Genomic DNA, 19,859 nt, shown 5'->3' with positions numbered 1-19,859 from the left:
AAGAAGGGTGCACTGAAACCGTTGGAGTCGACGAAGCAGAGCAGGCAGGTTGCGCGCCTCCTGCAGCGCCAGCGCGTCGTTCATCTGCTGCGCACCTCTGGTCCGCTGGCCAGAGCAGACCTGGCTGACCGGCTCGGCCTACCCCGGCCATCGATCACCACGCTCGTCGCCGACCTCATCGAGGACGGCACTCTCGTCGAGTTGGAGTCGCGCGTCGAGGGGGTCAACTCGCGCGGCCGGCCGCGCATCCTGCTCGACTGCAACCCGGAAGCCCGCCGGGTGTTGGGCATTCGAATCGACGGCGTCCGCGCGCGGGTCATCCTTGCCGACGCCACCGGGAACATCTCAGATAAGGGCGAGACCCCGACAGGCGACAGGGAAGCGGCGGCGGTGATCCGCTCGATCACCCGCATCGCCAAGAAGCTGGTGAGCGACCCGAACGGTAAGCAGGCCTCCGTCGTCGGCGTCTGCATCCCTGGACTCGTCGATGAGACCACCGGGCTGGTCATCGCATCGCACGAGGTCGGCTGGGCGAATGTCGAACTGGGCAAGTTGCTTTCGCGTGATCTCGGCATCCCGGTGGCCGTTCAGGACACCACCAAGGCGATCACGTTGGCCGAGACGATTGCGGGCGCAGCCCGAGAGGCGCGCTCGGCGGTGGTCCTGGATCACGGCGGCCGGCTGGGTGTCGGACTGATCATCGACGGACGGCCCTACTCGGGTTCGACGGGCGTCGCCGGCGCCATCGGGCATGTGCCCGTCTACGGCAGCACCGCGTCGTGCCGATGCGGGCGAACCGGCTGCGTGGAAGCCGACATGTCGATGTACGCGATGCAGGCCGCCGCGCCGCAGACCGTCGGCCAGACCTACGAGGACGTCGACATCGAAGCGCTACGCGCAGAAACTTCTCGAAACGAGCGCGCACAGAACATCATTCGTGATGTCATCGACCGCGTCGCACACACCGCCACGATGATCGAGGCCCTGCTCGACCCGGAACTGGTCATCGTCGCCGGCTTGATCACCGAGTTCGACGAACTCGCCGAGGCTTTGGTCGCCCGTATCGACGAACTCCGTCCGCCGGAGCGGCAGGGCCGCACCACCACGGTTCGGTCCACCATCGGCCGCGACGCACCGATCGCGGTGATCGTTGCGCTGCAACAACTCGACCCCGACATCGCGGGGATGCTCCACACAACCGCGTAACTGACTACCGCACTGCGGCGTTGATCGACGGTTTGTCGATCATCCCCTTCTCGACGCCCCAGATCGTGGCGATGGTGCGGTACTCCCCGGTCTCGATCAGATGCTGCAGCGCCTGGCGGAGGGGTTCGGCGAGGCCGGAATCCTTGGCCACCGGCCATCCGTACGGTGCGGAGTCGAACACCGTGCCTGCGGCCTCGAGTTGCCCGCCGCTGGTTTTGATGGTGAACCCGGTGACGGGCGAATCCGCCGACATGGCATCGACTTCCCCGGCCATCAGCGCGGTGTTGAGGTCGTCCTGCCGGGTGTAGACGACCTTCTTGATGGCAGGCTTGCCTGCCGCCACACAGTCCTTGCTCTTGGCGGGCAACTCTTCGGACTCCTGCAGGGAGGGGTACGCCACCCCGACCCTGAGGCCGCACGCGTTGTCCGGGTCGATCGCGGCGCCTTGCCGCTGCGCCCACAGCGTGCCGGCCCGGAAGTAGGTGACGAAGTCGGCTGCGGCTTCGCGTTCCTTGGTGTCGGTGAACGACGACATCCCGAGGTTGAAGTCGCCGGCTCGTACCGACGGAATGATGGCCTCGAACGCGGTCTGGCGATATTCCGGTGTCAGCCCCAGCGTGCGGGCGACGGCATTCATCAGGTCGACGTCGAACCCGACCACCTTGCCGTCGGCGTCGATGAATTCGTTTGGCGCATAGGGGATGTTGACGCCGACGACGAGCCGTCCCGACTCCCGGATCTTGGCGGGCACCAGGGCGGCGATGGACGGCACCGCGCCGTCGGCCTGCGGTAGCGGTTGCGAGCTGGATGCGGTGCCCGCCAAACTCGTTGCGCTGCTGGACCGATTGTCCGATCCCTGCCACTGCCAGGCGCCGATACCCGCCGCGGCCACCAGCACGACGGCGGCGCCGATGGCGGCGAACGCGCGCCGCCGGTGTGGCCGCGGTTCGGCCAACACGTGCCGACCGGAACTGCCGGTCTTACGAATCCGCGCGGTCAGGGCCTGGCGCGCGGCAGCGGCCAGCTCGCCGGCGCTGGCGTAACGCTGGGCGGCCTTCTTGGCCATTCCTTTGGCGATGACGCCGTCGAACGCGGCCAGCTTGGGATTCTTCTCGGACGGTCGCGGCGCGGGGGTGGTCATGTGCCCCGCGATCTGCTGTTCCAAGCTGTCGTCCGGGTACGGCCGGTCGCCGGTGAGGCATTCGTAGAGGACGCATGCCAGGGCGTAGACATCGGATCGGTGATCGGCCTGACTGCCGCTGAACCGCTCCGGAGCCATGTACGCCAGCGTTCCCAGGGTGCTGCCTGCTGTGGTCAGCCCCGCTTCACTGGCGGTGCGGGCCAGGCCGAAGTCGATCAGGTAGGCGAAGTCACGACCGGTGATCAGAATGTTGGATGGCTTGACGTCGCGGTGGATCAGGCCGGCGGCGTGGGCGGCGTCCAACGCGGCGGCGACCTGCTCGACGATGCTGACCGCGAGCGCGGGGTCCAACGGCTTGCCGGTGTCGGACAGGATCGATCCCAGCGTGTGGCCCTCGATCAGCCGCATGTCCAGGTACAGCCTGCCGTCGATCTCGCCGTATCCGTGGATCGGGACGACGTGCGGTTCGTTGAGGGCGGCGGCGGCTTGCGCCTCACGCCTGAAACGTTGCTGGAACGTCTGGTCCTCGGCCAGCCGGTGCGGAAGTACCTTGAGGGCGACGACGCGATCGGTCTTGGTGTCGAAAGCCCGGTAGACCTCGCCCATGCCGCCGCGACCTATCAGCTCCTGCAGCTGATAGTGCCCGAATGGTGTCGCCTCCACCCTGTACTCCTCGGCAGCTCCCGTGGAGGTTGAAGCTACCGCACCTTTGCCAGGGACGCCGAAGGTCGGCATGGATCGTCGGACACCGCATGCCATCGGATGGACACTCACCCAAAACCGGGACTGACATTGCGCGTTGTCATACGCTCGTCGGCAAGGTAGGGCGACACCGGGCGGGCACATCCACCGGGATTACGCCGGGACACTTCGGGGGGATGCGTGACGGCACGGCTGCGAGACCGAGCGGACCGTCGCACGAACACGGCGCACCGGTGCGGTCTGGCCGCGGCCGCGCTCGGCATCGGTCTGGGCTTAGGGGTCTTGAGCGGACAGGCCCCGGCCTGGGCGGATACCGGTCACGCCGATTCGTCAGCCTCGTCGTCGAGCCATTCCACGGCGACCGCCGCCCGCACGTCCACCGGCGGTCACAGCGCACACCGTGAGGTGTCTCGGTCTACCGCCCACTCCGCCGCGCCGCGCGCCGGGCTGGCGACCAGCCGCCGCAGTGCCGTCCACACCGGTTCGACTGCCCCACAGCTCACCTCGACGACACCGGTCACCACATCAGCGGCTACCCCGCCGGGACAGCTGTCCCCGATCGCTCGGCTCATCGGCCTGCCCGGGCACGTCGTGAACACGGTGCTGCAGTCGCTGGACATGACTGCCGCCACCACCGGCCCGCAGAGCCCGCTCAACTTCGCACCGATCGACCAACTGGTGTTCGCGGCGTTCCGCAGGATCGAACACGTTGCGGGACTGGACGCGACGCCAACCAATCAGCCGATCCCGCCCACCATGACCTACACCGGTTCCACGACGGCGCTGACGCCGACGGTGGCGCAGTTCCTCAATGCGGCGGCGGCCGAATATGTCCTGGGAGGTGTCCCGGGCGGCCTGCGTCAGTTCACGGTCAACGGTGTCCCGGTGACGTCGACGAATGTTCTGTCCGGAGAGTCTGCCCAGGTCTGGGTGACGCCGCAGAATCAGATCATCATCGCCTATCAGGGCACCACCGGCGGGACGAACCTGTTGTTCAACCCGCTGATCGCCATCTCGCAGATCGTCACCGACCTCCAGATCCTGTTCACCGGCACCACGCCCCGAGCTTTCACCGACGCGCTGCGGTTCGAACAGCGGGTGCAGGGCCTGGCCACCGAACAGGGTTACAGCACCTCCGACATCTTCGTCACCGGCCACTCGCTCGGCGGCTGGGAAGCCGAATACGTCTCGCAGCAAACCGGATTGGGCGGAATAGGCTTCGAGAGTCCCGGCATCAACACCATCGTCGACGGCAACGGCGCCAACTCCGGCTTCGTCAATATCGAGACCTATGGCGACCCCGCGGCGTACTTCGCCAGCGACCTGCCCGGCCTGCAGCCGTTCATGCCCGCCTATGTCCCCGGCGGCGGAACCAAACCGCATTACGGACCGATCGTGATGATCGGTGACCCTGATGCGGTTGCGCCGCTGTTCAATTCGTCTGCTCTATACGGATACGGACCCATCGGGGATGCGATCTTCATGATCGACACCCTGGGCAATTTCTTCGAACATCATCTGCCCGCCATGCAGGCCCACAACCTGGACGTCGCCCCGGATCCGACGGTGGTGCCGTGGCTGGGGCTACCGATGGGGCCGGTCGAGGACGGCTACGGCACGCTGACGATCTCGCAATTGTTGCAGGCCGCGTCGCTGGCGGGGACGCTGATCAGGCCCTAAGCCTTTTGCCGCCGCGATGTGAATGGCCAGTCCAGAGGCCATCGCACGGAATCGGGTTCGTTCCCGCACGGATGCTGCGCCCGCCGACGCGGCGCACACCCAACACCGTCATCCGTAAGTGCGCTTATGGATGCACTTATCAGCTCGGCAGCTGACGGTGGGCGGAGCCCACACCTCGGGTCGGCAGCGGGCAACACCCTGATCAGTTGAGCAGTATGTGAATGAATATTCTTCAATACCTTGACGTCACAAGTCGGTCAGTCATACGGTGCAAACGGCAACCCATGAAACGCGTCACGTGACGACGTCGGCATCAAGCAGTGAACGGATGTGAATTCCTCATCTTCTGTGTCCACCAAATGCATTTGTGCGTAGGTCATTTGACGTTCAGAGCGCTCACCGCCTCAGGAATGCACGTCGATGCCTAGGCAGGATCTGGCCGCAACCCAACAGCCGAACACCGGCGGCGTCGAAGCCATCGAGAACTGGACCGTCGGCTATGTGAAGCGGCATCCGCTCGCATCGTTGACCACTGTCGGCGATCAGTTCGTGCTCGGTGTGCGGACTCTGCAGTACTTGTTCCTCGACCTCGTCACCGGCCGCTTCCCGTTCCAGGAGTTCGTCCGCCAGGGCGCCTTCCAGGCCGGCACCGCGGTGGTACCGACCGTGCTGGTGGCGCTACCGGTCGGCGTGACGCTGTCGATCCAGTTCGCCCTGCTCGCAGGCCAGGTCGGCGCCACCTCGCTGGCGGGTGCGGCCAGCGGCCTGGCCGTCATCCGGCAGGCCGCGTCACTGGTCGCGGCGATCCTGATGGCCGCCGCCGTCGGCTCCGCCATCACCGCCGACCTCGGCTCGCGGACCATGCGCGAGGAGATCGACGCCATGGAAGTCATGGGTGTCTCGGTGATCCGCCGCCTCGTCGTGCCGCGATTCGCCGCCGCCATCATGATCGGCGTCGCGCTGACCGGGGTGGTGTGCTTCGTCGGGTTCCTGGCGAGCTATCTGTTCAACGTCTACTTCCAGAACGGCGCACCCGGCAGCTTCGTGGCCACCTTCGCCTCGTTCACCACCCCCGGCGACATGGTGCTCGCGCTGCTCAAAGCGGTGGTGTTCGGCGCGATCGTCGCGATCGTGTCCAGCCAGAAGGGGCTGTCCACCAAAGGCGGCCCGACCGGGGTGGCCAACTCGGTGAATGCCGCTGTCGTCGAATCGATTCTGATCCTGATGGTCGTCAACGTCGTCATCAGCCAGCTCTACAACATGCTGTTCCCCCGGGTGGGGCTGTGACGTGACGGTATCGACCTACAGTCCGTTCCGGGTCCCGTGGGCGCGGCTCTCACGCATGCTCACCTCGCCGATCCTCCGACTCGGCCACATGCTGGTGTTCTTCATCCGTGCGGTCGCCGCGGTGCCGATCGTCTTACGGCACTACCGAGCCGAGTTCGCCCGGCTGCTGTCAGACATCGCCTGGGGCAACGGATCACTGGTGGTGGGCGGTGGCACCGCAGGCGTCGCGTTGGTCTTGGGCGTGACGGTCGGTGCCATAGTCGGCATCGAGGGCTACAACTTCCTGAACCTGCTGGGCCTCGGACCCGCAACCGGAATCATCTCCTCGCTGGTGAACACCCGCGAGCTCGCGCCGATCGCGGCATCGCTGGCGTTCGCCACCCAGGGTGGTTGCCGCTTCACCGCGCAGCTGGGGTCCATGCGGATCGCCGAGGAAATCGACGCTTTGGACTCGCTCGCCATCCGGCCGATCCCGTATCTGGTCACCACCCGGCTGATGGCGTCGGTGGTCGCCGTGATCCCGCTCTACGTCTTGTGTTTGGCGGTGAGCTACCTGACCACCCAGATCGTGGTCGAGGTGATCAGCGGCGGATCGAACGGTGCGTACATGCACTACTTCACGCTGATGCTGTCCGGCACGGACATCCTGTACTCACTGCTGAAGGCGGTCGTGTTCGTCTGGATCGCCTCGACGATCCAGTGCTACTACGGCTTCTACGCCAGCGGCGGACCCGAAGGCGTCGGCATCGCCGCCGGGCACGCGATGCGGGCCGCCATCACCGTGACGATCGTGGTGAACATGCTGATGACCATGGCGCTGTGGAGCGTCGACGCCGGCGCGAGGTTCGGCGGGTAGATGGCGAATTCCTTTGACACCGACGGGCGCGGCCCCACGGATCGTCAGCTGCTCGGCTGCGGTGTCGCCGTCGTGGTGGTCGCCGCGTTGGTGACGACGCTGCTGCTGGCCAAGTCGAACGGCAAACTCGACAACTACGTGCGGGTGGTCGCCGATCTGCTCAACGTCGGTGACGGGCTGCCGCAGAAGTCGGATGTGAAGTATCACGGTGTCCTCGTCGGCGCGGTCGACAGTGTGGTCCCCGCGGCCGACGGCCACCCCAACTACGTTCACATCGACCTCAAACCCGAGTACGCGGGCTCGATTCCGGCGTCGGTGACCGCGCGGGTGGTGCCGTCCAATGTGTTCGCGGTGTCGTCGGTGCAACTCGTCGCAGACGGCGCGGGCCCGGCGATCCGCGCCGGTGAGCACATCCCCGAGGACACCGCGCTGCCGACTGTGCTGTTCCAGACCACGATCAGCAAGCTGCGCGATGTGCTCGCTGCCACCGGCCGCGGCCGCGAGGACCGCAGCGTCGGCATCCTGGCCGCGGTCAACGCCGCGACCGAAAACCGCCGCGGGAAGCTGCTCACCGGCGGCGCGCAGCTGAATCGGCTTCTGGATCAACTGAACTCGGTGGTCAGCACCGACGACGGACCCTCGACGGTCTCAGCGCTGATCGACGCCACGCACGGGCTGGCCCAGACCGCGCCCGATCTGGTCGATGCCCTGCACCAGGCCGTCCGACCCATGCAGGTGCTGGCCGAGAAGCGTTCGGCGTTGACCGCGTTGGTGACCGGCGGCACCCACACTCTGGGCACCACGCGCACCGCGCTCGACAATCACATCGACCAGCTGACCGGCATCAGCCACGACCTGACGCCGGTGGTGGGCAGCCTCGCGATGAATGCAGGCAAGTTCGTGCCGGCGTTCACCAAACTGAACGGGTTGTCACGCAAGTTCTTCGACGAAGTGTGGATGCCGGCGCTGGACACCGGCAACATGCGCGTCAACCTGTCGCTGACACCGAGCTATGACTACACCCGCGCCGACTGCCCCCGGTACGGCCAACTGCTGGGCAACAGCTGCTACACCGCGCCGAAGATCGTGGTGCGCCCCGACCTGCCGGAGATGCTGCTGCCGCAGAACTACCAGCCGCCCAAGGATCTGGCCCCGCCGCCCGGCACCGTCGTCGGGGCAGGTGGCAACCTCGTCGCCGTCGGTCCGCCGCTGATCAATCCGACGCCGAACCTGACCGACCCGAACCCCCCGACGCCGTGGTGGGCACCGCCGTTTCCGCCGGTACCCGGCACCGCCGACCCGAACAACGTGCCGCCGCCACCGGCTGCGCCTGCGCCGCTACCCGCCGAAGCCGGAGGGTCTTGATGAGATTCCGTGCCCCGTTGATCGGGCTGTCGCTGTTCATGATCGTGGCGGTGACGCTGACCTGGCTGGTGTACGTCACGCTGCGCCGCGACGTCGCCGGCCCCACCACCCCGTACGCGGCGATGTTCACCGACGTGTACGGACTGCGGGAAGGTGACGACGTCCGGATGGCCGGCGTGCGGGTCGGGCGCGTCGAAAAGATCGAACTGGCAGGCACATTGGCCAAGGTGTCGTTCGTCGTCCAGAACGATCAGCCGTTGTTCGGCAACACGGTCGCCTCGGTGACCTACCAGAACATCGTCGGCCAGCGGTACCTCGGGCTGTCGCTCGGCACGCTCGGCAGCCCGGGTCCCCTCGCACCGGAGGCCACCATCCCGGTCGAACGCACCGACCCGTCGTTCGACGTCGGCACCCTGCTCAACGGTTACGAGCCGCTGTTCAGCGTGCTGAACCCCCGCGACGCCGACAACCTGACGAAGGGCGTGATCCAGTCGTTGCAGGGCGACAACGCCTCGATCGTGAACCTGGTGAACCAAACATCCACGCTGACCGACACATTCGCCGGGCGGGATCAGACACTGGGTGACGTCATCACCCAGCTGAACACGGTGATGAGCAACCTGGCCGGGCAGAACAAGAGCCTCGATCAGGTGCTGTCCCAGACCAGCAAGGTGGTCGCTGATTTCAACGCGCGGCGCCCCGAACTCGTCGACTCGACGGGCGCGCTGGCGCGGGTGATCCGCCAGCTGTCCACGATCTCCGACACCGTCAACCCGCAGCTGAACGACATGATCACCCGCCAACCAGGTTTCACCGGCCACCTGGTCGACATCGAGCCGCAGCTCGCGTTCACCGGCGCCAACCTGCCGCTGTTGCTGAAGGGGCTGGCCCGGATCACCAATGAAGGCGCGTACGCCAACGCCTACGCCTGCGACCTGAACGGCACCGGCTTCTTCCCCGGCCTCAACGACATCACGCCGATCATCGTCAACGCGGCGACCCCAGGGAACAAGGCGATGTACACCCCACGATGCAGGAACATGGCCAATGGCTAGGCGCACGCTGGAAAGCTACAACAAGACCTGGCTCGGCCTGATCGCCGTCGCCGTGGTCACCGTCATCGTCGGAGCGATGCTGATTGCCAACGCGGCCAACATCTCTCACCGGCACTACACCGCGAAATTCCTGCAGGCCGCGGCGCTGCAGGTGGGCAACCCGATCACCATCGGCGGCATCCAGGTCGGCAAGGTCACCAGCATGAAGCTGGCCGGTGATCACGTCGAAGCCGGCTTGGAGGTGCGCGACGACGTCACACTCGGCAAGGACTCGAAGGCGGTCATCAAAGTCGCCACCATCCTGGGCTCACGCTATCTCGCGCTGGAGCCTGAAGACGGGGGTAGCCTGCCGGACAACACCTTCGACCTGTCCCACACCGAGGTGCCCTACGATCTGCAGGCCGCGCTGGCCGACGTGACGACCACCTACGAGCAGGTCGACACCGACGCGTTCGCGAAGTCGCTGGGGATCCTGGGCACGCAGATGCAGGGGCTGCCCGCCGTCGTGCCGCAGGCCATGCAGAACATCCAGACCCTGTCCACGGTGATCGCCGACCGTCGAGACCAGTTGGGCGCCTTACTGAAAAGCACCGACATGATCAGCAGCACCCTGGAGCGTCAGCACGCCAACATCGCCGCGATGATCACTCAGGGCCAAGAGTTGATCGGCCGGTTCGTCGATCGCAGTGCGACGTTCCACGCGATGCTCGCGGCGCTGACCAACCTTGTGAACACGATGAGCACCACTGTGGTGGCCAACCGCGGCGAGCTGGATCAAACCATCACGAATCTGCGCCGGCTGTCCGACCTGTTGGCCCAGCACGACGATCTCCTCCGCAGCACCCTGCAGGCCGGGCCGGTGGCGCTACGCGGCTTCGCCAACGCCAGCGGCACGGGCAACGCGGTCGACTTCAACACGCCCAACGGAATCGCCGTCGACTCGTGGATGTGCGCAATCAGCGGGCGGGCCAAGCAGTTCGGCATGATCTCGTACTACAAGGACTGCAAGTGAGCGCGCGGCTGTTGGCTCTCGTGACGGTGGCCGTGGTGGTCGTGGCGTCCGTGGTCACGGTGGCGTGGGTGTACTTCCGCTCGACCACTGACCACATCACGCTGACCGCTCAATTCGACAGCGCCGCAGGGCTTTATGTCGACAACACGGTCGCAGTGCTCGGCATGCCGGTCGGCAAGGTCACCGCGATCACCCCGAAGAGCGGCTACGTCGAGGTGCAGTTCACCGTCGACCGCGACGTGCAGATCCCGGCCGATGCGCAGGCGGTGACGATCTCGACGTCGATCCTCACCGACCGGCAGATCGAGCTGACGCCGCCGTACCGCGGCGGCCCGGTGCTGAAGAACAACGACACCATCGGCCTGCCGCGCACCAAGACGCCGGTCGAGTTCGCCCGGGTGCTCGGAGTGCTGGACAAGATCTCGACGTCGCTCAAGGGCGACGGGAACGGCAACGGTCCGGTGGCCGACGTGGTCAACTCGGGTGCGGCGATCGCCGACGGTAACGGGCAGAAGATCAAGGACGCACTGGGCCAGCTGTCGAATGCGTTGCGCCTGTCCGCCGACGGCGGCGAACAGACCCGCGATCAGCTGACCACGATCGTGCGCAACCTGAGCTCGTTGTTGCAGGCCGCCGCCGACAATGACGCCACGTTGCGCGACTTCGGCACCACGGTGCGCCAGCTGAGCCAGATCGTCAACGACGAAGACTTCGGCAGCGGCACCACCGGCAAGACGATGAACACCCTGCTCACCCAAGTCGGTGACTTCCTGGAGAAGAACAGGGACAACATCAAAGCCGTTGTCAACAATGGCAATACGACGGCCAACACCCTCGTCGAACGGCAGCGTGATCTCAAGGAGTTCATCGACGTCGCGCCGCTGACGCTGGACAACATGTACAACGTCGTCGACCAGAACAACGGCGCCGCGCGCGCCCGGGTGCTTACTGACCGGGTGCTGTTCGACAGCCAGTACACCAAAGAGATCTGCAACCTGATGGGCCTGCGCCAGTTGGGCTGCAGCACCGGCACATTGCAGGACTTCGGGCCGGACTTTGGCCTGTCCTATGTGCTGGACGGCATGGCTGCGATGGGCCAGAAATGAAGCGCTGCGTAGCGATTCTGGTGGTGGCGGTCGGTGCCACGGCGTGCTCGTCGAATGGGCTGTCCAGCCTGCCGCTGCCGGCACCCACCGTCGGCAACGGCGGCTACCGGATCACCGCGGTGTTCTCCAACGCGCTGAACCTGCCCGCGGAGGCCAAGGTGAAACTCGCCGGTGCCGATGTGGGCCAGATGGAATCGATGGTGGCGCACAACTACACCGCCGTCACCACCATCCGGATCATGGACGGAGTGCGGCTGCCGCAGGGCAGCACAGCCGAATTGCGCTCGGCCACCCCGCTGGGCGATGTGTTCATCGCGCTGAAGCCCCCTCCCGGAGCCTCCCCGGCGACGCCGTTGTTGAAGGACGGCGACACCATCGGCCTGGACAAGACCGCCGCCGCGGCGACGGTCGAATCGGTGCTCAGTTCGGCGGCGGTGATGGTGAACGGCGGCGCGGTGCGCAACTTCACCAACATCATCAACGGGATGGGTAAGGCGACCGGAGATCAGGGCCAGGCGTTCGGCGACCTGATCGCCAAGACCAACGGCACACTGTCCAAGCTGACCGCGCGCTCCGACCAGATCTCGGATGCGTTGACCGAAACCTCGCGACTGGCCGGCGAACTCGACGCCAAGAACCAGGCGCTGACCGAGGTGATGGTGGCTGCGGGTCCGGCGACCGATACGCTGGCCGCCAACGCCGACACCGTCGCCGACGTCGTCCAGCAGGCCGGTGACACCAGCAAGCAGTTGGAGAAGTTCCCGTCGATCGCGGGCACCGACACCAGCGGGCGCAGTGTGATCGGCGACGCCAACACCATCGCGCGGTCGTGGAATGACCTTGTCCTGGCGCCGGACGCGAATCTGGCCGCCTTGAACCGGTTGATGCCGCCGATCATCAAAGCGACTGCCAGCAACGCGTTTTCGGTGCGGGCCAGTATCGACCGGCTGGTGCTCGGCTCGATGCCCGATGCCGGCTTCCTCGGCGACCCCGGGTTCCACGGGCCCAAGCGCTACGACTGGGCGCAGATGGTCGGCTCGTTCAAGTACACGCTGTGGCGCTTGCAGCAGCGGGTCGTCGGGTCCGGTCCCGGTGTGCCGCAGGTGCCGGTGCTGCCGAGCCCGACTGATCCGGGGCAGTTGATCGTCGCGCCCCAGGGGCCGCCGCCGGGACCGCCGCCGTCGGAGCCGCCGCCATGATCTCTCACGCCGCCGACCTCCTGGTCCGGGTGGTCAGATTCGGCTATCGACAGCGATTATGGCTCTCGACAGCGGGTTTGGTGATGACCCTGGTGGTCGGCGCCGCCTACGTGATGCTCGGCGCGTTGCGGGTGTCACCATTCGACTCGGCGTACCGGGTGACCATCCAGTTGCCGGAATCCGGCGGCCTGCTGCCCAATCAGGACGTCACACTGCGCGGGGTGGCGATCGGGCGGGTGCAGTCGCTGGCGATCACACCCGACGGCGTCAACGCGGTGGCGACGGTGCGCTCGGACGTGCGGATCCCGGCGGCGAGCCCGGTGCGGGTATCGGGGCTGTCCCCGGCCGGTGAGCAGTACATCGAATTCGCACCGGATTCCGACGCCGGCCCCTACCTCCACGACGGCAGCGTGATCGCGCAGAGCAAGACGTCGGTGCCGGTCAGTCTGGCCGACGTCCTCGCCCATGCCGACGGGATGCTGAAGCAGGTCGACCCGGCCAAGCTCGAGCTGATCAAGAAGGAGCTCAGCCTGACCAAGGAGGGCCCGCAGAAGCTGGCCGACATCATCGACGGCGGCACATTCCTGCTCTCCACCCTGGATTCGGTTCTGCCGCAGACCACGAGCATTCTGCGGACCAGCCGGATCGTGCTGACCACGGCGGCCGACAAGAACGCGGGCATCAAGGTAGCCAGCGGCAACCTCGCGCGCACCTTCGTCGGGGTGAACAAGATGGTCGACGGGTACCGGCGGTTGGTCGACCAGACGCCCCAGACACTGTCGGCCACCGACAACCTGTTCACCGACAACTCCGACACCATGGTGGGGCTGTTGACCAGCATGGCCACCGCGTCGCAACTGTTGTACGTCCGAGTGCCGGCCCTCAACGCGCTGTTCCCGGATTATCGCGGGTCGCTGCTCGACGCGTGGAGCACGGTGATGCACGACCACGGCCTGTGGGCGACCGCCGACATCTACCCGCGCTACGCGTGTGACTACGGCACGCCTCGGCGGCCTGCGTCGTCAGCCGACTACCCCGAGCCCTACCTGTACACCTACTGCCGCGACGACGATCCCGCGGTGCTGATCCGCGGCGCCAAGAACGCACCGCGGCCGGCCGGCGACGACACCGCCGGGCCGCCCCCGGGTGCCGACCTGGGCGCCACCACGGACCCGACACCCAAGGGCCGCTACACCATTCCGACCCCGTACGGCGGCCCTGTGCTGCCGATCGAACCGCCGAGTTGAGGAGATTGTGATGACTGCGACGACTGACATCGAACCCGAGGTCTCGGCCGCGGAGGAGACGGCTGACGAGGTTGCCTCCGACGAGCCGAACACGCGGCGACGCTGGCCTCTGATCCGGCGAGTGTTGCTGGGCGCGTTGATCGTTGCGCTGCTCGGCGGATCCGGCTTCCTGGGCTGGCAGGCGTGGCAGCAGCATCGGGTCGAGGTGGCGTCCCGCGACGGGCAGGCCGCGGCCGTGCGCTATGCGCAGGTGCTGACGAGCATCGACTCCAACAACGTCGACCAGAACTTCGCCGACGTCCTCAACGGGGCGACCGGCGAATTCAAGGACATGTACTCGCAATCCAGCGCGCAACTGCGTCAGCTGCTGCTGGACAACAAGGCCACCGCGCATGGTGTGGTGATCGATTCGGCGGTCAAGTCGGCGACGCCCGACAAGGTGGTCGTGTTGATGTTCGTCGACCAGACGGTGGCCAATAAGGCGGCGCCGGACCCGCGGATCGACCGCAGCCGGGTCAAGATGACGATGGACAAGGTTGACGGAGCCTGGCGGGCAAGCAAAGTCGAACTCCCCTGATGTTTGTTCGGTTGTCCGGCGTTCTCGCTGCGGCCGCGGTTGCGGCGGCTCCGGTGGCCGGCGCGTCGGCACCGGATCTGTGCGCCGGTCTGGGTACCGATTGGGACGGCGCCTACTGTCACACCTCGGTGCTCTCGGAGCGCAAGGCCGTCCGCGATATCAAGGTGGCGGTGCCCGGCGATCTGGTCGACAACCCGGTGACCGGACCGACCATTCGCGACTACCTCACGCAGTTGGTCAACAACTGGCGCAACGTCGGCGTGCACATGGTGGCCGACAGCTTCGGTGAGGAGAACTTCCAGATCCTGCAACGCGGCGACGTGCTGAGCGTGGTGTTCCACGAGGACTATCACGCCGACGGACCCAGAGTTAACAACGCTTTTCGCACGTTCACCTGGGACATGGGCCGCGGCGTTCGGCTGGGCCTGGTCGACGTGCTCAAGCCCGGAGTGGACCTCGGAGCGATCGCGTCGCTGGGCGCGCCCTTCGTTCAGGATGCGTTGGACGCCGCGCCGCCGCAGCATCAGCCGGGCACGTATCCGTTCGTGGCGGACCGGTGGGGGCCGGACAAGGTGTACTCCGGCGGCTACAAGGCGTGGGCGTTGAGCGGTGACGAGCTGATCCTGTACATGCCGGACTATCCGGTCGCCCATGACACGCCGCTCGACTACACGCCCGGCACCATGCAGTGGTCGATGGACGGCGGCACCGTGCAGGTGCACATTCCATTGTCGGCGCTGAGTTCGGTGCTGCGGCCCGAGTTCGGCGGGGTGTGATCTAGCGTGGAATCCGTGTCAGAAGGCGAACCCGGTGTTCGGCGGCGGCCCAAGGATCGCAAGGCGCAGATAGCGCGGGCGTCGGCCGATGCGTTCGGGTCGCAGGGTTATCACGCCGTCAGCATGGAGGACATCGCCGCCCGGGTCGGCATCACGCCCGCCGCGCTGTATCGGCACTCCCCCAGCAAGTACGACCTGTTCCGCGACGCCGTGCTGGGGCTGAGTCAGATGCTCGTCGACGTCACCGCGTTCGCCGATGACGCAGCCGACGCCAATCCCGCAGAAACGTTGCAGGCGTTGATATCTGCATTGGTCGACGCCACGATCACGAACCGGGCGGCCGGTGGGCTGTATCGGTGGGAAGCGCGGTATCTCAAGGACGACGACCGTGCGATCCTGGTTCACCAGCTCAAGGTCGTGAACGAGCGCCTGCACCTTCCGTTGCTCGCGCTGAGGCCCAAACTGCGCGCGAGTCAGGCGTGGACACTGTCGTCGGCTGCCCTGACCGTGATCGGCAGCATCACGGATCACTCCAATCCGCTTGCCGTGGGCGAGATCCGGTCGGTGTTGAACACGATGACGGCCGACGTGCTGGCCGCCGAGCTACCCGTGGGGCGGCGCCGCGCGGTGTCACGGCCCGAGCCTCTGACCATCGGCGCCGAGGCCGGTATGTACGAGCATGTGCTGTTCGAATCGGTGCGGTTGTTCTACGAGAACGGGTATCGCAATACGAGCATGGAGGACATCGCGTCGGCGGTGGGCATCCAGGCGTCGGGGCTGTACCGGTCATTCCCCGGTAAGGCGGACATTCTGGCGCTGGCGTATCGACGCGCGGCCGACCAGCATTCGAGCGACACCGCCGCCGCGCTGTCCCGCACCTCCGATCCGGAGGAGGCACTGGACGAAGTGATCGACGAGTACCTCGGCCGGGTGATGGAGTGGCCGGACCTGCCGTACGTGTATTACACGGAGCGGCACAATGTTCCGCCGGGCGATCTTCGCGTATTGGAGACCATCGAATCGTCGACGATGGATGCGTGGGCGCGGTTGGTGACGACTGCGCGCCCGGAGATGAAGGTCGGCGCTGCACGGTATGCGGTGGGCGCAGCCTTGGCGCTGACGGTGGACTTCCGGCGGCTGTTCGCGCGCGAATCCGGGCCGGAGTCGGTGGCGACGATCCGGCGGCTGATGGAGGTCACGCTGCTGGGCCGGCCGGTGCGGCGTCGACGGTAGGGGTTTCGACTGTGGGGCCTATGCACGCGAAATCGCCAAAATGCGTGCACGAGGCCCACACTCGAGATGCTTCCCCGCCCAGCGTGGGCGTTGTCGTCGACTTCTTGACGATTCGCCACCGATAGGGCGCACGCTCGGCGCTGGGCGTCCGCCGATCGAGTCCGCACGCTCCCGGTGGTTATGGCGTTGTTCTGGAACGTGATATCACCGGCGATATCGCGTCCTGGACAACCCCATTACCCCAGCGCGCTTTAGGGTTTCGACTCTGCGGTCAGCACATCGAGATTGCATACAGATCGCCATTTTTCGCCAATTTGCGATCTGAGCGCAGTCTCGATGAGGCGTTTACCAGACGCGGATGTAGTCGATCAGCATGTTGGCGGGGTAGCTGCCGCCGGTGGGATCACCACCACCGGAGCCGGCGACCGCGAGGTCGAACACCGGCATCATCGAGTAGCCCGGGTCGTTGAACTGCCAGTCCGGAAGTGAACGCGCCGGCACGTTGAAGTAGGGCGCCGCACCGTCCTTGGAGAACCGCATGCCGGCGTCGTCCCACACCACGCGCCAGGTGTGCCAGGCGCTGTCGACGGAGATCGTCTGGCTGACGTGTTCGCCGCCGTTGAGCTTGGCGTGCACCGCGGTGCCGGGGGCCCACTTGCCGTTGCCGTACCACTCCATGACGTCGACTTCGCCGCCGTTGACGGGGCTCTCGTTGGATAGGTAGAACGCGGGCCAGCAGCCTGGGGTCAGGCAGTCCATCTTCATCCGGGCTTCCCAGGTGTGGCCGATGCCGCCCTGCCACTTCCCGAAGATCTTGCCGCTGTAGTAGGTGGGGCCGTCTTTGGCGGCGTGGAAGACGAGGTTGGAGTTGCCGTCGAGGTAGACGTTGCGGCGGTCGTCGCGGTATTGGCCAACGTTGCCGGGCAGCTCCCAGAAGGTGGGGTCTTCCATCGATTCGCGGGCCAGCGCGGTAGTCCACTTCGACGGGTCGGGGGCGGAGCCGGCGGGGCCGTCGAATTCGTCGTGGAAGATGTAGTTCTGCGGTGCCGGGGCCTCGGGGACGGGTCGCGACGGGGCGGCGCCGGCCTGCGGGATCTTGGTGGCGGCGACCAGCAGGCCGAAGCCTGCGGTCATGAGCATCTGGCGACGATCCATGGACCCATGAAAGCCGCTGCGTTGGACTGGGCGCAACCTTGCGGTCGGCTGTATGCGCATTGAGCTGCGGTTATGCCTGTTGCGGTCGTACCGTTGTCGGGTGGCAGATCAGACAGCGGCGATCACGCCGGCGCCTCCGCCGGATGCGATCATGCGGGCCGTCAACCCGCTCATGCGGTATCTGTTGCGCACCCCGCTCGCCGGTGGGCTGCGTAAGCAATTCATGGTGCTGTCGTTCAAAGGGCGCAAGACCGGGCGGGAGTTCGTGGTGCCGGTTTCTGCGCATCACATCGACGGCGATCTGTATGCGTTAATCGGGAGCGTGTGGAAGCTGAACTTCCGCGGCGGCGCTCCTGCGTCGGTGTTGTACGACGGTGTTGAGCGGCCGATGCGCGGCGAGCTGATCGAGGACCGTGAGCAGACGGTGTCGCTATTTCATCGGTGTGCGTCGGCGTATGGAGTGAAGCGGGCGCAACGGATGATGGGGCTTCAGTTCCGCGATGATCGGATTCCGACGGTCGAAGAGTTCCGCGAGGCGATCGAGGTGAACAAGCTGGCGGCGATCCGGTTCACTCTGGAATAGCGTTAAAGTCGTTTAGCGTCAAGGGCTTTCATCAGCGAGGGTCGCCTCGCGTAGTCCTGGCGAATCTGCGCGATGAAGGACGCGAAATCGGCGCTGCAACCGCCGCGGTCATAAAGTTTCTTCATCGTCGCCAGCGTCGCGGCAATACCGGGATAGAGCTTGGTATCGGGGTAGCGGAGATCGCTCTCGAGCTGCGGACGGTACAGGTCTGCGGCTTCCACCGGCCGAGCCTCCGCGCCGCGGTCGGCGAGTTCCTTCCATGCCCAGCCGGGGCCATAACGCTCGGCCGCGTGCCACGCAGCGTCGACGTCACCCTCGCTCAAACACAGCTGAACCAAAACCGCGCCGAACGCGAAGCGGTCAGACACTGCCAGTTGCCGCGCGTGATCGAAGGCCCAGGTGCGCTCGGTATCGGCACGGTCGATGCCGGCAGCGAAATCGATCAGGACTCGATAGGTGGCGACCGACGATCTTCGGACGAAGTCCGTTCGAAGCACGCCGACCGCATCATCGATCCGGCCAAGGTCTCGGTAAGTCGCAGCGACATCGTCGGGGCTCAGCCAGTATTCGTTGCCGCCGCCCTGACTGCTGACTCTCCCCTGGGCCACTGCGCGGTCGATCCATGCCAGGGCTTCCTCAGCGCGGCTGGCGCCGCGTAACCGGTCGACGATCGCCCCGTATTGCGGGTGTTCCTCCCGGTGGGCGAGCAACTGGACGGCCCGGTCGACGTCACCGTCGTGATCAGCGAGCTCGAGCAACATTGCGTCGATTTCGAACCGTTGCCAGTGATCGCGGTCTGCCAGCTTTCGATCCAGTGCCGCGACCGCACGGCGATAGGTTTCGAGTGCTTGTTCGTCGAAAGAACCCACGAAGTCGGCCAGCACCACGTGCGGCCACCCCGGGGAGTCGGCCCGGAATTTCACCAGCCACTTCGCCAGTTCGACGGAGTCAGGCTGACCCAATCGACAGGCTCGCGCGTAGAGATCGGCAGCGCGTTGGCATTGATCGCCGATCGAGCCTGAGGAGTCGTCAACGTTGCCGAGCATCTTTCGTAACCGGGTCAGCGCGTACAACAGGGCAGGACGCACGAGTTCCGCAAAACCACTGTCCAAATGGACTTCGAGTTCGTCGAGCATGTCACTGGCCGATTCCGCGACCTCAAACGAACGGCGATAGTCGACAAAGCCTCTGAATGTCAGGGCATTTCGCACGTAGGCTTCCAACTCGGCCTTGGTCTGCGAGTTGTCGCCGGACGCGGCCGTCGCGCGAACCTCCAGCATTCGACGGACGCCGGCATCGCGCTGCGCAAGCGTCATGACGAGATCGCGCAACTCAGCGATTTCCATTGCCTGCACCGCCGCTTCGACCGTGGTGGTTGCTGTGTCGTCGGCAGGGACCCTTCCCGTGTCGATCGCCGCGAGTCCCGTCGCAACCAAATGCTTGCAGAAGTTGCCGTCGCCATGGTGCGGGCAAGTGCAAAATCCGGTGAGCGAGGGTCCGGACCAATCGAGCTCTACGGTGTAGACGTTCTTGGCCTGAATCGACGCATAAGCCTTGGAGGCGGTCATGCGGAGCCCTCGGACATAGCGCACGTAATCCTCGCCCCGGCCGTAGACCCGCTCGCCGGCAGCCCGGAGCAGCGTGGTTTCGGAGAGCGGCACATGATCATGGTGCCCGAT

The 19,859-nt window shown here is 66.0% G+C and carries 16 protein-coding genes and 1 pseudogene; 14 read left to right on the top strand and 3 right to left on the bottom strand.

All coding sequences use genetic code 11. From position 1 onward, the window contains the following. Window positions 1-21 precede the first annotated feature (21 nt). On the top strand, window positions 22-1,206 hold the full coding sequence (locus BST42_RS09490; protein ID WP_083118303.1) for an ROK family transcriptional regulator: 1,185 nt from the start codon (window positions 22-24) through the stop codon (window positions 1,204-1,206). Between the two features lie 4 nt (window positions 1,207-1,210). On the opposite strand, the gene stpK7 is transcribed toward BST42_RS09490, so the two are convergent. Then, the gene (gene stpK7 / locus BST42_RS09485) at window positions 1,211-3,010 is read right to left on the bottom strand and encodes a serine/threonine protein kinase StpK7 (protein WP_083118302.1); all 1,800 of its coding nucleotides are present in this window, start codon (window positions 3,008-3,010) and stop codon (window positions 1,211-1,213) included. A gap of 219 nt (window positions 3,011-3,229) precedes the next feature. Here stpK7 and BST42_RS09480 point away from each other — a divergent pair, with 219 nt between their 5' ends. The 12 genes and pseudogenes from BST42_RS09480 (at window position 3,230) to BST42_RS09425 (ending at window position 16,442) form a co-directional block, all read left to right on the top strand. After that, a complete protein-coding gene (locus tag BST42_RS09480) occupies window positions 3,230-4,729 on the top strand; it encodes a hypothetical protein (RefSeq protein ID WP_083118301.1) in 1,500 nt (499 codons plus the stop codon). Window positions 4,730-5,149: 420 nt separating this feature from the next. Next, on the top strand, window positions 5,150-6,016 hold the full coding sequence (locus BST42_RS09475; protein WP_083118300.1) for an MlaE family ABC transporter permease: 867 nt from the start codon (window positions 5,150-5,152) through the stop codon (window positions 6,014-6,016). A 1-nt stretch (window position 6,017) separates the two neighbouring features. Then, window positions 6,018-6,872 carry an MlaE family ABC transporter permease gene (locus BST42_RS09470; RefSeq protein WP_083118299.1) on the top strand — a complete coding sequence of 285 codons (855 nt, stop codon included), beginning with the start codon at window positions 6,018-6,020 and terminating at the stop codon, window positions 6,870-6,872. Then, window positions 6,873-8,222 (top strand): annotated as a pseudogene (locus tag BST42_RS09465) (MlaD family protein); the annotation flags it as partial. It lies immediately after the preceding gene. Window positions 8,223-8,236: 14 nt separating this feature from the next. Continuing rightward, window positions 8,237-9,292: an MCE family protein gene (locus BST42_RS09460; RefSeq protein WP_083118297.1), complete on the top strand. Its 1,056-nt coding sequence runs from the start codon at window positions 8,237-8,239 to the stop codon at window positions 9,290-9,292. Beyond that, a complete protein-coding gene (locus BST42_RS09455) occupies window positions 9,285-10,304 on the top strand; it encodes an MCE family protein (RefSeq protein WP_083118296.1) in 1,020 nt (339 codons plus the stop codon). Before BST42_RS09460 ends, BST42_RS09455 begins: the two co-directional genes overlap by 8 nt. Then, on the top strand, window positions 10,295-11,410 hold the full coding sequence (locus BST42_RS09450; protein ID WP_083118402.1) for an MCE family protein: 1,116 nt from the start codon (window positions 10,295-10,297) through the stop codon (window positions 11,408-11,410). The genes BST42_RS09455 and BST42_RS09450 overlap by 10 nt, the downstream gene beginning before the upstream one ends. Next, window positions 11,407-12,609 (top strand): MlaD family protein, encoded by a 1,203-nt coding sequence (locus tag BST42_RS09445; protein WP_083118295.1) that lies wholly within the window; start codon window positions 11,407-11,409, stop codon window positions 12,607-12,609. The genes BST42_RS09450 and BST42_RS09445 overlap by 4 nt, the downstream gene beginning before the upstream one ends. Continuing rightward, on the top strand, window positions 12,606-13,856 hold the full coding sequence (locus tag BST42_RS09440) for an MlaD family protein (protein WP_083118294.1): 1,251 nt from the start codon (window positions 12,606-12,608) through the stop codon (window positions 13,854-13,856). The genes BST42_RS09445 and BST42_RS09440 overlap by 4 nt, the downstream gene beginning before the upstream one ends. 10 nt (window positions 13,857-13,866) lie before the next feature. Next, on the top strand, window positions 13,867-14,433 hold the full coding sequence (locus tag BST42_RS09435; RefSeq protein WP_083118293.1) for an Rv1363c family protein: 567 nt from the start codon (window positions 13,867-13,869) through the stop codon (window positions 14,431-14,433). Then, the gene (locus tag BST42_RS09430; protein ID WP_083118292.1) at window positions 14,433-15,209 is read left to right on the top strand and encodes a mannan-binding lectin; all 777 of its coding nucleotides are present in this window, start codon (window positions 14,433-14,435) and stop codon (window positions 15,207-15,209) included. The genes BST42_RS09435 and BST42_RS09430 overlap by 1 nt, the downstream gene beginning before the upstream one ends. 15 nt (window positions 15,210-15,224) lie before the next feature. Next, window positions 15,225-16,442, top strand: a complete 1,218-nt coding sequence (locus BST42_RS09425; protein ID WP_237159325.1) for a TetR/AcrR family transcriptional regulator — start codon at window positions 15,225-15,227, stop codon at window positions 16,440-16,442. Window positions 16,443-16,787: 345 nt separating this feature from the next. Here BST42_RS09425 and BST42_RS09420 read toward each other — a convergent pair whose 3' ends face one another. Next, the gene (locus BST42_RS09420; protein ID WP_237159324.1) at window positions 16,788-17,597 is read right to left on the bottom strand and encodes a glycoside hydrolase family 16 protein; all 810 of its coding nucleotides are present in this window, start codon (window positions 17,595-17,597) and stop codon (window positions 16,788-16,790) included. Window positions 17,598-17,697: 100 nt separating this feature from the next. Here BST42_RS09420 and BST42_RS09415 point away from each other — a divergent pair, with 100 nt between their 5' ends. After that, window positions 17,698-18,180, top strand: a complete 483-nt coding sequence (locus BST42_RS09415; RefSeq protein WP_083118289.1) for a hypothetical protein — start codon at window positions 17,698-17,700, stop codon at window positions 18,178-18,180. A gap of 2 nt (window positions 18,181-18,182) precedes the next feature. Here the strand turns inward: BST42_RS09415 and BST42_RS09410 are convergent, their stop codons facing one another. Next, a complete protein-coding gene (locus tag BST42_RS09410) occupies window positions 18,183-19,841 on the bottom strand; it encodes an SWIM zinc finger family protein (RefSeq protein ID WP_083118288.1) in 1,659 nt (552 codons plus the stop codon). Window positions 19,842-19,859 lie beyond the last annotated feature (18 nt).

Source organism: Mycolicibacterium rhodesiae (assembly GCF_002086695.1).
In the GTDB taxonomy this organism is placed as follows: Bacteria; Actinomycetota; Actinomycetes; order Mycobacteriales; family Mycobacteriaceae; genus Mycobacterium; species Mycobacterium rhodesiae.
The sequence above is the reverse complement of the archived record's forward strand: the minus strand, read 5'-3'. Positions and strand labels throughout refer to the sequence as shown.